This window comes from Methanothrix thermoacetophila PT, assembly GCF_000014945.1.
Lineage (GTDB): Archaea > Halobacteriota > Methanosarcinia > Methanotrichales > Methanotrichaceae > Methanothrix_B > Methanothrix_B thermoacetophila.
This window is the reverse complement of record NC_008553.1, coordinates 1,790,520-1,805,239: the sequence shown is the minus strand read 5'-3', so window position 1 is coordinate 1,805,239 and position 14,720 is coordinate 1,790,520. Positions and strand designations below refer to the sequence as shown.

The window sequence follows — 14,720 nt, the reverse complement described above, 5'->3', positions numbered from 1 at the left end:
CGACTGCGCATCTCTGCTATCCTGAAGGCGGACCCTGGTGGAAGATCCTATCTTTTCATTTTACACATCTTTGAGCGTTGCCGGCTCTCATAGACCGTTTTGATTGAACCCATCAACTCAAACCTCAGCCCCCTCCCGCAGCTCCACGGCAACGCCGCGCCTTGATGCGACCATCTCCCATCCGCTCATCCTCGCCCTTCCCGTACCGAGGAAATAATCACTAACAACGATCACCTCATCCCCAGGCCGGATCTGCTCGTCCGCGTCGACCACCCCTGGCGCCAGAACGGTTCCTCTTGGAATGAAATCGCCTATGCGGACGATGTAAACTCCGAGCGGCAGCAGCCTCCGAGCGCCATCCAGCGTGAGCGCGATCCTGCCGCTGTTGATTGAGGCGAGTGTTCTTCCTGCAGAATCAAACAGCCTGTTTCCTTTCACTCTTGCGCCTTGAGTGAGGATATCTCCAGCGCCGGCTCCGAAGTAAAAATCGGCCTTCGCCCTGAACTCCTGTAGCCTGAAGTTTCCGATCGGCCTGGCACTGGCGCATGCAAACTCCAGCGCCTCCCTGAGCCTCTCAAGCTCCTCCGGCCCTGTTCCCCCGCCTGTGTATATCGCATCTATCCCGCCATCACGAAGCGCATCGCACAGCTCTCCTTCAAGATGCGCAACGATGCGTGTGTACCTGTTCTTCTTCAGGTACGACTTGAGGGAGTTGATGACCCACGCCCTCTCCTCCAGATCCCACACACCTGTCACGGGTGTGTCGTAGTGTGCCGCAGGGTATACATCCTCCAGCTCCCTCGGCACTATCGCAAGCGGCGAGGTAAGTATGAGCTCGTGAACGAATCTTCGCATTCCTCCCATGGCAGAGCGGAAGAGCCTGTGGCTCCTCGACTCCGAGTACGGCTTCCGGGCAGAGCATGGTAAGAGCAGGAGAACATCGCTCTCAGGCGGTCTGTACCTGGTGAGCACCCTGCTCACGAACCGCCTGACCTCCACCCTGCGCAGCGACTCCGATGTGTTCGCGTACATCACGCTTCCCCTGTGCGTCGGCGTCCTGCGCTCCATGTACCGCTCCTGTGTATCTAAAAGCCTGAGCGCTGCTGTCATCCAGGGCACACATCTGACCTGCCGCTCCACATACTCTCTCAGAGTGCCGGACCTTATGCACTCTCTGACCCACACCAGCTCTTCCTCTAGCTTCAGGATGTTGTGCGCCGGTGTGTCTCCGGAGGAGCAGTGCTCGCACCTGCAGGGGAGCTCCGAAAGCTCATCTCTCTGGAAGAGACCGTCCCTTGTGTGATACCTGCTGTAATAACCGTCCATCTCCACCCTGACAGAGTCAACGATGTCCACGCCGAGGTAGACGAGCAGCGAGAGATTTGATGGAGTTGCGAGCGCGGGGGTGTAGAGAGCTGCGTCCGGAGGTATCGACTCCCTTATCTCAATCAGCGTATTGACGAGATCCCTTGCGCCTGAAATGGCCCCCGCTGCCCTGAGAACATAAACGTCCGCGTCCTTCAGTGGCAGGGGAGAACCAGGGTCCACAACAAGAGCCCTGGGCGCGTCGATATCAATATCGATGTTAACCAAATCATACGGATAAGGAAGAACGACCAGCCTCCTCCCTGCCGGGAGGGACTCCGTCAGGGAGACCTTGGCCTCCCTCGCCTCCTCCAGGTTCCTGTGCCTGAAGATGCTTCCCGCGCTCACATAGTCCTCTGGTGATATTATGCAGGGCGTTGTGATGTTCCTGTCGAGCATTAGCCTACCAAGTCGCGCCGGCCCGTCCCTTCTGAGGACCTCAAAGAACCGCATCCCTGTGCCCCTCCAGGCAACGTATCTCAAAATGAAACTCTGCATCTGGGTTCTCTCTGATCAGCAATCTCAGAGTATCAAGCGCCTCTTTCATCGCATTCTCATCCATCTCATCAGGCAGCTCAGCGTTCAGTGGGTACATCTCCTCCAGCCCCAGCGGATACGGCCCGAAAGGAGGCAGAAATCCCAGGATGTGGTCGTATTTCGAGCGATCCTCCTCTGCAGGACGCCTATCTGTGACCAGGACCCTGCCCCTCAGCTCCAGCCTGCAGATCCGCTTTCTGTATCTGAGGACCTCGGGCCTCCTTGCAGACTCAGTGCTCAAATAGAACAGGGTCGATTTCGACACACGGTCGAGCCTCTCGAAATATTCCACGTATCTCGAGAGATGTTTGAACGCCTGATACATCCTCGGATGGGATCTGCATCTCCTCTCGAGATGCTCCCAGAGTGATCCCTCGTGGATGCTCTGCCTCACAGCTCTGATCTCCTGGAAGGAGACTGCCAGGTTGTGGCGGGCGAGAAGCTCCACCCTTTTCGGATCCTCGTTGAGGGATTCTGGCGTGTGTTTCCTGCACACATCACATGAGCACGGCAGGTACTTCATCTCTGAGAGCCTGTAAGTGCCCCTTGGCGTGAGATATCTGCCATCACGAGCGTACAGTGCGTAAGCTGCGGAATCGAAGAGATCGCATCCCAGGGCTGCTGCAAGTGCAAAGACCATCGGATGGCCGGCGCCGAAGAGGTGAACGGGCACCCCAGGACCCAGGCCGGTCTTCGATGCGACGACAACATCGACGAGCTCTCTGAACCTGTAGCTCTCCATGAGGGGGACGACGGCGCCGATCGGGTACAGATCAAATCCCAAATCCCTCAACCTGCGCGCCGAAGACTCTCTTAAATCAGGGTAAATGCCGCCCTGGACCGGCCCTGCTAGAAGAAGACTTTCACTTCTGTGATCCACAGCCTCCCTGAGCCTCCTCTCCGTCTCAGCGAGCTCCCTCTCAGCCTGCTCTCTCGGAGCATCAGGAGCGGTTGGTATGTCCAGCGGCACGGAGACGTCTGAGCGGATCTTTTGCTGGAACTTAAGTATCTCCAACGGCTCTATGTCCACACTTCCGTAAACGGAGAGCTGAAACGCGCCCGAGTCTGTCATAACAGGTCCATCGAAATTCAGAAGCCCGTGGACCCCGCGCTCGAGCGCCGTATCCCTGAGCACCGGGTCCTGATGGATTATGTAGCTGTTTGTTATGATCATCTCAGCGCCGAGATCTGCCAGCTCCTGTGGGCTGAGCAGAAGAACGTGTGGATTCACCACAGGCATGAGCGCCGGCGTCTCCACAATGCCATGAGGCGTGTGAAGCCTCCCTATCCTGCCGGCCAGGTCTTTGTGTAGGATCTCAAAGCAGCCCTGCATGTGCAATCGGCTCCACGGATAGACATAAATAGGTTGGGACCGATGGCGATACAAAGCCAATATTATGGGGGTACATCAAAATATGAGATGTATGGTATTGTTATTACTGCTCTGTCTGGTTGGAGGGGCAGCTGCTGATGCAGTAGCCCAGGCCCAGTACAGCAGGAACCAGCAGATGTTTCTCAACGGTCCGGATGAGGGCAGCTTCCAGCAGGATGTTCAGAATTACTGGAACACCTATGTTGAGGGGGGTACAGGCAGCACCGCGACGAGCAATGCAATGGGAATATGGCTGAACACATTCCCGAGCAGGTTCGAGAACCCCATCAAGCTCGGGGATACGACATTCACAGCGGGCATGGTGAGCGTAAGGAATGTAAGCCCGTCTGTTCTGACCAGCAACATGCTCGAGAGGGAGATCATATACAAGTTCAGTCAGAGCAAGTCCCCTGCTGCAGTATCTGAAGCAGTGCCCACCAGCTTCAGGGCAGCCTCATCAGGAAACAACACCTTACAGGAGTCGCAGGGGCAGATAATCACTCAGAGCATAATCACGCTCTTCGGGATGTGAGATGAGCGCCCCAGGATGGGGGCAGCTCACAATTTATAAAAGCCAGGCTACATGGTATTGACTGCTTCATGATCTACAGCCTGGATCAGCGGATACGACCTGCTGGGGGTCTCCTGATTCAGCGTGCTTTGAGGATTTTTGTGTGCCCCTGGATTCAAACAACAGCAAGACCTCTTATTTGCTCAACAGACATGAGCAGTAACCAGGCGGTTTGCTGAGATGACACCCTCTACTTCTCCTGCATCATTAGTTTCAGGTTTTGGAGGAGCTTCTCGTATGTTGCCCTGATGTGCTCTGGTATCACCCTTGTGTCGGCCAGAACAGGCATGAAGTTCGTATCACCCTTCCATCTTGGAACGATGTGAAGGTGTATGTGCTCCGCGATGCCCGCACCTGCCACCTCACCCATGTTTATACCCAAATTGAAGCCATCAGGCCGCATTGTCCTCTGGAGCACGGATACACAAAGATCAGCAAGCTCCATGAACTCCTGAAGCTCATCCCCGCTCCATCCCGATAGCGTCGATGTGTGACGGTAAGGGACAACCATCATATGACCGTTGTTGTACGGAAAAGCGTTCATTATTACGAAGTGACTCTTTCCCCGGTAGAGTATCAGGTTCTCGCGGTCCTTGTTCTCCTTGGGCTTCTCGCAGAAGATACAGCCCTTTCCCTTCTCACTCAATATGTAATCGATGCGCCAAGGCGCCCAAAGAACGTCCATCCGTCGCCTCCCTTTACGCCGGCTCCTATGCAGCCTAAATGCTGCATCCCGCGCTCAGAATATTTTCAAGATCGTGCGTTCTTGCGGTCAGATGCCTCCCTCTCAAACACCACCCTCCGCCCCTCTATCCTCGGATTCCCTTCGAGAAACATTTTGATGGCCTTTGGATATGCCTTGTACTCCGCCCTCTGGATCCTAGCCTTGAGGCTCTCATGCGTATCACCCGGTTTCACCGGAACCGGCACCTGGTACACGATGGGGCCGTGATCGACCTCCTCATCAACGATATGTATCGTCGTTCCGGTCCATCTCACCCCGTAGTCAAGAGCCTGCTGGAACGCATCCACTCCTCTGAAGGAGGGAAGAAGAGCAGGATGTATGTTCAGGATCCTGTTCCTGTAGTGCCGCACAAACTCAGGCGACAGGATGCGCATGTAGCCTGTCAGAACCACCAGATCGACCCTTGCAGCATCAAGCCTCTCTATGAGCAGCCTGTCGTACTCCTCCCTGGACAGGCCTGCCGGATCGATGAACTCAGCCGGGACACCGAACTCCCTGGCTATTCTGAGAGCTCCAGCGTCCGGCTGGTTAGTCAGGACAATAGCCACCTCTGCCCTAAGATAACCAGACCTGGTGGCCTTTATTATGTACCTGAGATTCTCTCCACGCCCTGAGGATACAACACCAATGCGCGGAAGAGGCGTCGAGCCGGTAAAGGTATCACTTTCCAAGTACGATCTCTATCGCGGAGACGTTGGTCTCCCCTCTATCCGTGTTCAACGTCTCGGTCGATATCTTTATGTCCTTTACCACAACATCGCCCAGGAACCTGCTGCGTGAGACCTCAGCGACATCGACAGCTCTGGAGATCGCACGCCCTCTTGCCATTATCCTGACTTCCTTCGCACCGCTGTTGAACTGGGTCACTACAGCCAGTACATAGTTCATCACTGGTTTATTGCCGACGAACACCACATCATCTTCTGCCATGGTTGGTCACCACCTTGGAACTAACTTCACAGTGTTTGATGGTATCATAGCCAAGCATCTGATGCCTGACCAATCCGCTGATCCGGCGAATAGGCACTATCACTTGGCCAGGAGCCTGTCCTCACTGGTCGCCCCCAGACAGAGCATCCATGGCCGGGATGATAGGACACCGCCATTGAGGATGGAACTCATGAGATATATAGGCTGTGGTGGCCCCTAAGGCGTGACGGAGATGTTATATCGTATTATTTTCACAGATCTTCAGCGTGGGACGGCGGGACTTCGATCTTCAGCAGGAGCAGCTGTCTCTCAGTGCTTTGATCGATGAGGATGAAAGTGCACGGACCGCGCTTGGATGCGTGCAGAGAGGTCCTCTCGTATTCCACACGTGAGGGCGTGAGTAGATGGATGATGACTGGCCGCCAGTTCGCGGTGATTACAGGGTTGGCGACAGGAGACGGGGCGTCGCAGTCGTCACACTTGCCAGCAGCCTGGAGATCAGAGGAGCTGCAATAGTCGGAACATGCAAGACCGAGAATCTTGGGGTGGAGAAGATCGTGGTGAATCTCATCTCCAACCCGAGTATAAGATATTTGATTGTGTGCGGCGCCGAGTCGCGGGGTCATCTGCCTGGCGATGCGATAATATCCCTGCACAGAAACGGCATAGACAGCAGCGGCAGAATCATAGGCGCTGCCGGGGCGATACCGTTCATCCAGAACCTCCAGCCCGAGGCGGTCGAGAGGTTCCGCAGGCAGATCGATGTTGTGGATATGAGAGGGGTCGAGGACGTAGCTGAGATCGAGAGGGTCGTTGATCATTACAGAGAGATCGCCGAGCCGTTCCCAGAGCCACCTTTTGGGGTTGTCAAAAAAACGCATAGGTCAATGTCCCAACCTAGCGATATCGATGTCAGCCTCGGACCAGACGTGTATCTGGATGTGGATACATGGGTGGTGTTTCCACTAACGCAGAAACAGCACTTGCCTTCAGTAAGTGACGGAAGAGGTGATGGCACTTGTTCAGATTTGCCAGGGATCAGTCGGTGATCAACATCGCCGGGCTTCGCATCGGAGGCCAGCCGGGTGAGCTTCCCACAGCTTTGGCCGGGACCATCTTCTACCACGGCCACAGCATAGTCTCCGACGAGGAGAGGGGCATATTTGATGCTAAGAGGGCTGAGGAGCTCATAAACAGGCAGGTTGAGATCTCAGAGGTGACCGGAAATCCAGGAGTGCTGCACATATTCGCGAGCACACGGCGCGCTTTTGAACGATATCTCGATTTCATCGATCCCATCTGGAACGGCCCGTTGATAATAGACTCGTCCGATCCGAAGACAAGGGGAGAGATGGCAATACACGTGACCGAGGTTGGATACGCGGATCGCACGATCTACAACAGCATTGGTCTGGCGTCCACTGAGAAAGAGATGGGTTTGCTGAGAGAATCTGATATAGACTCGGCGATACTGCTAGCTTTCAGTCCGAATGCATCGAGCGTTGAATCCAGGATGGATCTGCTGAGACGTGATGGTGGTCTCCTGGCAATCGCCAGTAATGCTGGGATCAACAACATGCTCCTGGACCCGGGCGTGGCGCCACTCGGGAGTGGGGCAGGCGCCGCGTTGAGGTTCGCAATTGTTGCGAAGGCGAAGCTCGGCCTGCCGATATGCTCTGGCATGCACAACGCTGCGAGCTCATGGGAGTGGCTGAGATCGAGGGATAAAGACATGAGAAGATCATGTGACGCATCCGCCTCAGCCCTTGCAGCATCGTTCTGCGCAAGCCTAGTTCTATACGGCCCAATCGAGAATGCGAGAATTATCTTTCCCGCCGTCGCCATGACTGATATCATGATATCGGAGGCGCTGGAGGAGATGGAGGTCTGGCCGGTGTGGTCGCATCCAAGAAACAAAATGGTATGAAAAGTGACTTCCTCCCTATCCCTGAAGGGGGGAGGGTCTTCTGCCTGCTTTCCTGCAACAGTCAGAGGATATGCGTGTGGAGGTGTGATGTGGCCCGGCCACAGTCCGCGCTGCCGCACCATGGCCGCTCTCCATTCCCCAGGAAAACTCCACTCAGCTCACGATCTCATATGTCACCAGCACCGTCGTCTTCACCTCGACCATCCCAGGCTCTGTCGTGCTCGGCTCGACAGATGGTCCGAAGATGCCAAACGGTATGTCCCACAGATAAAGCGGGCTCTCTGTGATGTCCACGATCTTTCCAAGCCTTCCGCCTGCTGCGCTGACCATCGCCTCTGCTGTCGCCCTGGCGTTTTCAACGGCCTTCTTCCTCGCCTCGTTCTTTGCAGCCGTGGCATCGCTCAGCGCATAGCCTGTCACAGCTGCGTAAGCCCCTGTGCTCTCTGCGGTCTGCTTGATGCTCTCTATTGTCCTCTGATCAGGGTTCTGCAGGCGTATCGACGCGGATACGGTCACAATGGTCTGATTCACGCAGATGCTCTCATTCGAGGCGCCCCTGCTGCATACCTTCGTGCTCTGGATCCCAGTGGAGTATCCCTGAAGTATCTCACAGTTCTCGGTGCATGCATTCTTTATCGCATCCAGAGTATCGTTCAGCTTCTCAGAGCTCTCCGCATACGCCTCTGTCACATTCTCATTATCGCTTGATGCCGATACGGAAACGTACACGACATCCGCGGGCACTGTCACACTGCCCTCCCCGACAACTGTTATCGTGGGGACGTCCGCTGCAGATGCGATCGATGCAGCAGAGAGGCAGACCAACATCAGTACAGCAACAGATTTCAAATCCATAATCAATCCCCCATCGTTGATTAACGTAATCCATATTAAAAGAATTCGGTCTGAGGGCAGAGATTGTGCACGCTCTAATCAATCTGATGCTCGTAGAGGTCAAGCCATCTGTTACGGGATTGCATTACATCAAGGAGGACTATAGCGCTTGTCCGGACTGAGAGGGAGAGAGCCTGAACCAGCATCCACGAAACCCGATGACGTCCGTGCCCATCACACAAGAGCCGCTTGCGGGGTGCTCTCATTTCCTGCACGCCATCGCCACGAGGTCCACGAGATCGATGACCCTGCCGTGGCCTCCCGCCTCGTTCAGATTTCTGACGCACATCGGGCACGCTGTTACGATGTACCTCGCCTCTGGAGGGGCATCAGCGAGCCTCCTTCTCGCTATCTCAAGCGAGATCTCCCTGTATCCAGCCCTGACACCCCCTCCCCCGCCACAGCATCTCGCGAGCTCTCTGCTGCTCCTCATCTCCTCGAGCTCGCAGATCTCCCTTATGACCTTCCTGGGCTGATCGAAGATGCCGTTCACCCTGCCGAGGTGGCATGGATCATGGTACGTGACAGTGAAATCCAGAGGCCCGATCTCCAGCTCGGATATGCGGGCTGCAAGAAACTCTGCCACGCTCATGACCTTGAGACCGTAATCGTTTTTGAGCGTGGTATAGCAGCCGGCACACCCTGTTATCACAACATCCACGTCCATCTCATCTATCTGACGCAGGTTCTCCTCCATGCATTCCGAAGCATCCAAACCGGTTCTGAGAAGCGGAGAGCCACAGCACCGCTCCGATGGGAGGAGTGATACACCAAATTTTCTCAGAATCCCGAACGTCTTCGCTGCAGTCTCCGGATATCTGTATGATGCCATGCATCCCGCGAAGTATACCTGATCCGCCTTTACATCTAAGGCCTTTACATCTGAGGATGCATCCGTACCAAGCATGCTCAGCCACCCATGCCTCCGCCCCGCCTCCCCAAGACTGTTTCCTGTGGATGATATCCTGTCGCGGAGCTCGATCTGCCAGGCTCCAGTGATATTCCTGGACGCAAGCACCCTCCTCGCATCCTCCACGACCTTCGAGGGGGTGACTCCAGCAGGGCACATCTGCGAGCAGAGGGCGCAGGTGGTGCACGTCCCGAGGCTCTCCAGCGCCCAGGAGCCGTCCGAATCGTCGAGGATTTTCCCGATGAGAATCATTCTCCCGCGGGTGTTGAACGACTCCCACCCCAAAACCTCGAAGCTGGGACATACCGCTCTGCACGCACCGCATCGAACGCATCGCCGGATCTGATCGACGTCGACCATCCTAGTCCCTCACAGACCCAGCTTGCCCGGGTTCAGTATCCCCTTCGGATCCAGAGCGCGTTTGATCGCGCGCATGATCTCCAGAGCTGGCCCCCACTGCATCTCCATGTATCCAGCTCTCGCCCCGCCGATTCCGTGCTCAGAGCTCACGGTCCCACCGAGCTCTATGGCAGCTCTGTGGATCATGTCCGCTGCTCTCCTGAGCCTGCTCCATTCCTCTTCACTGCTCACATCTATGAACCATGCGACGTGAAGGTTGCCATCGCCGATATGGCCGTACTTCATCGCCGGGATGCCGGTACTGTCCGATATCTCCTGGACCTTTCTCATGAGATTGGGAATCTCCTTCATCGGAACCCCCACATCCTCTCCAACATAGATGCGACTCTTCGATGGATCGAGCCTGGAGATCGCGGCGCCGACCAGCTCCCGGGCAGCCCATATCTCAGACATCTCCCTCTGATCGGATGCGACTCTGATGCTCTGTGCCAGGCCAGCGCAGACCTCAGATACCCTTTTCGCATCCTCTGATGTCGATAGATCTGTTCCATCGACCTCGAAGAGCAAGATATCACCGTCTGGAAGCACTATGTTCGGATCGCATCGCCTGAGAACCTTTACAGTCGTGCTGTCCAGTATCTCGCATGCAGACGGCACGATGCCCGCGGAGAATGCCTTCACGACGGCCATGCCTGCGAGCTCAGCGCTCTCAAAGGAGGCCATGACCAGCCTCCGCCTCTTCGGCATAGGCGCGATCCTGAGCCTGGCAGCTGTTATGACTCCGAGCGTACCCTCTGCCCCGACCATGAGTCGCGTCAGATCATAACCAGCGGATGACTTCAGGACCTTAGAGCCTGTCCGAATAACGGTACCGTCGGCCAGCACGACCTCAAGATCCAGAACATAGCTCTTCGTGGTGCCATACTTCACGCACCTCATGCCACTTCCATTGTTAGATATCAGCCCCCCTATCGTGCAGACGCTGGAGCTTCCCGGGTTCGGTGGGAAGAAGAAGCCGTGTGGTCTGAGAGCTCTGTTGAGCTGCTCAACAACAACCCCAGGCTCTACGTGAACCTGCAGGTTCTCCACATCAATCTCCAGGATTTTATTCATTCCGGACATGTCCAGAACTACGCCACCTCTTACAGGCACAGCGCCTCCAGCGAGTCCGGTGCCGGCGCCTCTGGCTGTCACGGGAATTTCGTATTCGTATGCGAGCTTGAGAATCCTGGATACCTCTTCTCTCGTCAGAGGTCGAACGACGCACTCAGGAAGGCCGTATACCTGAGATGCATCGCAGGAGTAGCAGCAGAGCTCGGCTAGCGAGTTCGAGACTCTGGGTCCAACAATATCCCTCAGCGCATCCATTATGGAACTGTTCTGTTCCGGTGACATTCTCCTCCAGGCTTAATGGGAGATCTCGTAGCTGCGATGATATGATAAAAAGATTTTGTCAAGAGCAGAGGACCTGTCCGGGTAAGAGATGTGGCCAGAGATCTGAATCTTCTCCTCTTCTGCATATCATAAACACCTACGCTCTTATCCATACAATGACTTTCCTGGAAAGACAATGTCCCTGGCATGCGTTTTTGGAGAATGAGTGCTTCCAGCAACCGGACTACATGTCCTCTAAGTTGCTGAACACACAAGAGCGAACACCTAATCCTTATTTGGACACGCCCAGAGCAGATGGCGGATCCAATCAATGAACGAGCTAATGAGAAATCCGCATCCTCTGATATCTCCTCTTCCACATGCGCTAGTCTCAATGGTATTTCAAACGATCCTGATGCGATCTCCAATAGCTCACACGTCTGCTTCAAAACATGAGATATATTCCGATAGAGTCTGCGAAGCTTTATAAGTAATCAGGAGTATATAATGTGATGTTTGTTTTGTGATTTGGAGAGACTGCAAGTGGTGGTCCAGTGGTAGCAGTGGAGAATCCAATCCACAGGGCGTATCTGCTAAAGATCGTTGGCGAGGAGGGTCTGAGGATCGTCGAGGCCATGCCAGAGGAGGAGGTAACTGATGAGCATCTCGCCGAGATCACAGGGATCAGCCTCAATACGGTGAGAAAATCGCTTTATCTGCTCTACGAGCACAGGCTGGCTATCTACAGGAGAAAGAGAGATCCGGAGAGTGGATGGCTGACGTATCTCTGGAAGATCTGCCCTGAGAGCCTTGACAGCGCGCTTGAGGCAGAGGTCAGGAAGCTGATAAACAAGCTCAACGCCAGGCTCCGCTACGAGAAGGATCATGTGTTCTATGCATGCGTGAACGGATGCGCCCGATTTGTGTTCGAGGAAGCAAGCGAGAACAACTTCACATGCCCGTTCTGCCAGGGCAGCCTGGAGTACATGGAGAACAGCACAATTGTAGAGGTGATAGAGGAGCGGATAAAGGAACTGAGTGCTGCGCTCTGCTCCTGACGCATTTTTGGGGGTGTTTCCGGCGGTCCAGTGGCAATATGTCGCATGAACATCTTGCTGAAGCGCTGAAACCGCTTTGTTTGAAGATCATTATGATCGAAACGCGATACATCGAGTTCGACACAAAGGGTGATGCTGACATGGTGGACATCACCCAGATGGTCGTCAGCGCCGTCCGGAAGAGCGGAATGACTGATGGCATTGTGGTGGTCTTCGTGCCTGGCGCCACGGGCGCTGTGACGACGATCGAGTATGAGCCCGGGCTGGTCGCAGACATGCGCAGAGCACTCAATAGAATCGCCCCTGAGTATGAGGAGTACGAGCATAACCGGCGATGGGGGGATAACAACGGCCACTCTCACATCCGCGCATCGCTCCTCGGCCCGAGCATCACAGTGCCTCTGGTGAACGGCGAGCTCGCCCTTGGCAGATGGCAGCAGATAGTCTTTCTTGATATGGATAACAGACCGAGACGCAGAAGGCTGGTTCTTCAGATACTAGGAGAGATGAGATCGGGTCGATAAATCGCACCTGAAGGTCGATCAAGTTTTTTATAGATATTTATCTGCTGACCGCTCACTTCAGCCTCCGGCTCATTCTGCGCGAAAATGCTTTATTTGGTTGATGCCTCTCGGCTTGAGAGGAGGTCTGCAGGTGAAGGAGATAAGGTTCCACGGGCGAGGAGGGCAGGGAGCGGTCACCGCTGCTGAGATGATCGCCATCGCGGCCTTCGAGGACGGCAGGTTCTCCCAGGCGTTTCCCGCCTTCGGGGTGGAGCGCAGAGGCGCCCCTGTGATGGCTTTCGCCAGGATTAATGACAAGCCAATACGCATGAGAAGCCAGGTGTACGAGCCGGATTACGTCATCGTGCAGGACGTCACGCTGCTCGATGTCGTCGATGTGACCGGCGGTTTGAAGTCGGATGGAAAAATAATAATAAATACTGACAGAGATGCCTCTGCGCTCAAACTGAATACAGAGGCTGAGGTGGTGACGATAGACGCGACTCGAATCGCCATCGATACTCTTGGGAGGCCGATAGTCAACACAACAATGCTCGGCGCATTCTGCGGGGCGACTAAAGAGGTGAAACTGGAGAGCCTGGAGAAGTCGATCCTCACCAGATTCTCGGGCAGTTTGGGTGAGAAGAACATTCAAGCCGTAAGAACAGCCTATGAGAGGGTTGTCAGATGAAGATAACAGTTGCAGCTCTGACGGAGCCAGGCAGCACTATTGTAAACAAGACCGGAGCGTGGCGCACATTCGTTCCGGTTGTGAATCACAAGAGATGCATAAAGTGCAGCCTCTGCGAGATTTACTGCCCTGAGGGGTGTATACATCAGATCGACGGACTGTTCGTTCCAGATCTGGATTACTGCAAGGGATGCGGGGTCTGCGCTCATGAGTGCCCCAGAAAGGCGATAGATATGGTCCTGGAGGAGAAATGAAGATGATCGCCAAGGAAGAGATGAGCCTGAAGGAGAGAATGGCCAGGATGAAGGTCGTTGAGGGCTCATATGCAGTTGCACATGCAGTGAAGTGCTGCGCTCCCGATGTCATATCCGCATACCCAATAACACCTCAGACCCACATAGTCGAGCACCTCTCGCAGTTCGTCGCAGACGGCGAGCTGGACTCAGAGTTTCTCACCGTCGATTCTGAGTTCTCGGCGATGTCATCACTCGTCGGGGCGAGCGCCGCTGGAGCGAGATGCTACTCATCGACGACGAGCCAGGGGCTTGCCCTCATGTGGGAGGTGCTTTACAATGCAGCCGGTATGAGGCTGCCGATAGTGATGACCGTGGCGAACAGGGCGCTCAGCGCGCCTCTGAACATATGGAACGATCAGCAGGACAGCGTCGGCGCCCGGGACTCGGGATGGATTCAGCTTTACGCTGAGGATGTGCAGGAGGCGGCTGATGCTATACCCCAGGCGTACAAGATAGCGGAGGATCCTGAGATTTTGACGCCGGTGATGGTCTGCATGGATGGCTTCATACTCACCCATGTTTACGAGCCTGTGGAGCTTCTCAGTGTGAAGGATGTGGAGAGGTTCCTGCCGCCGTACAGGCCAGAGCACATTTTAGACCCGGAGAACCCGAAGACGTTCGGAGCGTTCGCGGATCCGTCTTACTTCACAGAGCTCAGATACATGCAGTGGGATGCCCACAGGCGTGCTCTCAGTAAGATAGAGACCGTCGCAAGGGAGTTCGCAGAGCAGTTCGGGCGGTGGTATGGGGGGCTGATAGATACATACCACGCGGATGATGCAGAGGTGATAATCGTAACGATGGGCTCTGTCATCGGAACGATCAAGGACTGCATAGATGATATACGCAGCGAGGGTCTGAAGGTTGGTCTTGTGAAGATCAGGAGCTACAGGCCCTTCCCGACCGAGGCTGTGAGAAGGGCGCTGAAGGATGCAGAGGTTGTTGCCGTCATAGAGAAGGATGTCACTGTCGGAAACGAGGGCGCGCTTCTCACAGACCTGAAGGCCGCGCTTTATAACACCCCGACAAGGGTTCCTGTGATAGGGTTCCCCGCAGGTCTCGGTGGAAGGGATATAACAGTCAGGGACATCCGCAGGGTTGTCGATAGGGCGATCGCAGCGCGCGACAGGGGAATTGAGGCGGAGATGGAGTTCCTCAGTCTGAGAGAGGATCTGCTTTAGGAGGAT

Annotated in this window: 16 protein-coding genes; 8 read left to right on the top strand and 8 right to left on the bottom strand. The window is 55.1% G+C overall.

Annotated features, from left to right (window positions below):
* Positions 1-117: 117 nt before the first annotated feature.
* Together arcS and tgtA are read right to left on the bottom strand one after the other, a co-directional pair.
* Positions 118-1,818: an archaeosine synthase subunit alpha gene (gene arcS / locus MTHE_RS08695; protein WP_011696805.1), complete on the bottom strand. Its 1,701-nt coding sequence runs from the start codon at positions 1,816-1,818 to the stop codon at positions 118-120.
* Positions 1,805-3,235, bottom strand: coding sequence for a tRNA guanosine(15) transglycosylase TgtA (tgtA, locus tag MTHE_RS08690; RefSeq protein WP_011696804.1), 1,431 nt, complete (start codon positions 3,233-3,235; stop codon positions 1,805-1,807). The genes arcS and tgtA overlap by 14 nt, the downstream gene beginning before the upstream one ends.
* Before the next feature lie 91 nt (positions 3,236-3,326).
* Between tgtA and MTHE_RS08685 the strand changes: the two genes are divergently transcribed.
* Positions 3,327-3,806: a hypothetical protein gene (locus tag MTHE_RS08685; RefSeq protein ID WP_175265953.1), complete on the top strand. Its 480-nt coding sequence runs from the start codon at positions 3,327-3,329 to the stop codon at positions 3,804-3,806.
* A gap of 229 nt (positions 3,807-4,035) precedes the next feature.
* Here the strand turns inward: MTHE_RS08685 and MTHE_RS08680 are convergent, their stop codons facing one another.
* From MTHE_RS08680 to albA, 3 genes are all read right to left on the bottom strand, one after another.
* A complete protein-coding gene (locus MTHE_RS08680; RefSeq protein WP_011696802.1) occupies positions 4,036-4,530 on the bottom strand; it encodes an HIT family protein in 495 nt (164 codons plus the stop codon).
* A gap of 65 nt (positions 4,531-4,595) precedes the next feature.
* Positions 4,596-5,261: a phosphoribosylglycinamide formyltransferase gene (gene purN / locus MTHE_RS08675; protein ID WP_011696801.1), complete on the bottom strand. Its 666-nt coding sequence runs from the start codon at positions 5,259-5,261 to the stop codon at positions 4,596-4,598.
* Positions 5,251-5,520 carry a DNA-binding protein Alba gene (gene albA / locus MTHE_RS08670; RefSeq protein WP_011696800.1) on the bottom strand — a complete coding sequence of 90 codons (270 nt, stop codon included), beginning with the start codon at positions 5,518-5,520 and terminating at the stop codon, positions 5,251-5,253. The genes purN and albA overlap by 11 nt, the downstream gene beginning before the upstream one ends.
* Before the next feature lie 404 nt (positions 5,521-5,924).
* Between albA and MTHE_RS08665 the strand changes: the two genes are divergently transcribed.
* Together MTHE_RS08665 and mtrH are read left to right on the top strand one after the other, a co-directional pair.
* Positions 5,925-6,569 carry a tetrahydromethanopterin S-methyltransferase subunit A gene (locus MTHE_RS08665; RefSeq protein WP_175265952.1) on the top strand — a complete coding sequence of 215 codons (645 nt, stop codon included), beginning with the start codon at positions 5,925-5,927 and terminating at the stop codon, positions 6,567-6,569.
* Complete coding sequence (gene mtrH, locus MTHE_RS08660) at positions 6,539-7,447, top strand: tetrahydromethanopterin S-methyltransferase subunit H (RefSeq protein WP_011696799.1); 909 nt, start codon at positions 6,539-6,541, stop codon at positions 7,445-7,447. Before MTHE_RS08665 ends, mtrH begins: the two co-directional genes overlap by 31 nt.
* A gap of 153 nt (positions 7,448-7,600) precedes the next feature.
* Here mtrH and MTHE_RS08655 read toward each other — a convergent pair whose 3' ends face one another.
* The 3 genes from MTHE_RS08655 to MTHE_RS08645 all read right to left on the bottom strand — a co-directional run bounded on the left by MTHE_RS08655 (position 7,601) and on the right by MTHE_RS08645 (position 11,006).
* Complete coding sequence (locus tag MTHE_RS08655) at positions 7,601-8,302, bottom strand: SIMPL domain-containing protein (protein WP_011696798.1); 702 nt, start codon at positions 8,300-8,302, stop codon at positions 7,601-7,603.
* Positions 8,303-8,543: 241 nt separating this feature from the next.
* Positions 8,544-9,611 carry a (Fe-S)-binding protein gene (locus MTHE_RS08650; protein ID WP_011696797.1) on the bottom strand — a complete coding sequence of 356 codons (1,068 nt, stop codon included), beginning with the start codon at positions 9,609-9,611 and terminating at the stop codon, positions 8,544-8,546.
* Positions 9,612-9,620: 9 nt separating this feature from the next.
* Positions 9,621-11,006 carry an FAD-binding oxidoreductase gene (locus MTHE_RS08645; protein ID WP_011696796.1) on the bottom strand — a complete coding sequence of 462 codons (1,386 nt, stop codon included), beginning with the start codon at positions 11,004-11,006 and terminating at the stop codon, positions 9,621-9,623.
* A gap of 533 nt (positions 11,007-11,539) precedes the next feature.
* Here MTHE_RS08645 and tfe point away from each other — a divergent pair.
* The 5 genes from tfe (at position 11,540) to porA (ending at position 14,714) form a co-directional block, all read left to right on the top strand.
* Complete coding sequence (gene tfe, locus MTHE_RS08640; protein WP_011696795.1) at positions 11,540-12,043, top strand: transcription factor E; 504 nt, start codon at positions 11,540-11,542, stop codon at positions 12,041-12,043.
* A 92-nt stretch (positions 12,044-12,135) separates the two neighbouring features.
* Complete coding sequence (locus tag MTHE_RS08635) at positions 12,136-12,567, top strand: secondary thiamine-phosphate synthase enzyme YjbQ (RefSeq protein ID WP_217417057.1); 432 nt, start codon at positions 12,136-12,138, stop codon at positions 12,565-12,567.
* Between the two features lie 130 nt (positions 12,568-12,697).
* Entirely contained in the window at positions 12,698-13,237 is a 540-nt protein-coding gene (locus MTHE_RS08630) for a pyruvate ferredoxin oxidoreductase subunit gamma (RefSeq protein ID WP_011696793.1), read from the top strand.
* On the top strand, positions 13,234-13,491 hold the full coding sequence (locus MTHE_RS08625) for a 4Fe-4S binding protein (protein WP_011696792.1): 258 nt from the start codon (positions 13,234-13,236) through the stop codon (positions 13,489-13,491). Before MTHE_RS08630 ends, MTHE_RS08625 begins: the two co-directional genes overlap by 4 nt.
* Positions 13,488-14,714 (top strand): pyruvate synthase subunit PorA, encoded by a 1,227-nt coding sequence (porA, locus tag MTHE_RS08620; protein ID WP_011696791.1) that lies wholly within the window; start codon positions 13,488-13,490, stop codon positions 14,712-14,714. The genes MTHE_RS08625 and porA overlap by 4 nt, the downstream gene beginning before the upstream one ends.
* Positions 14,715-14,720 lie beyond the last annotated feature (6 nt).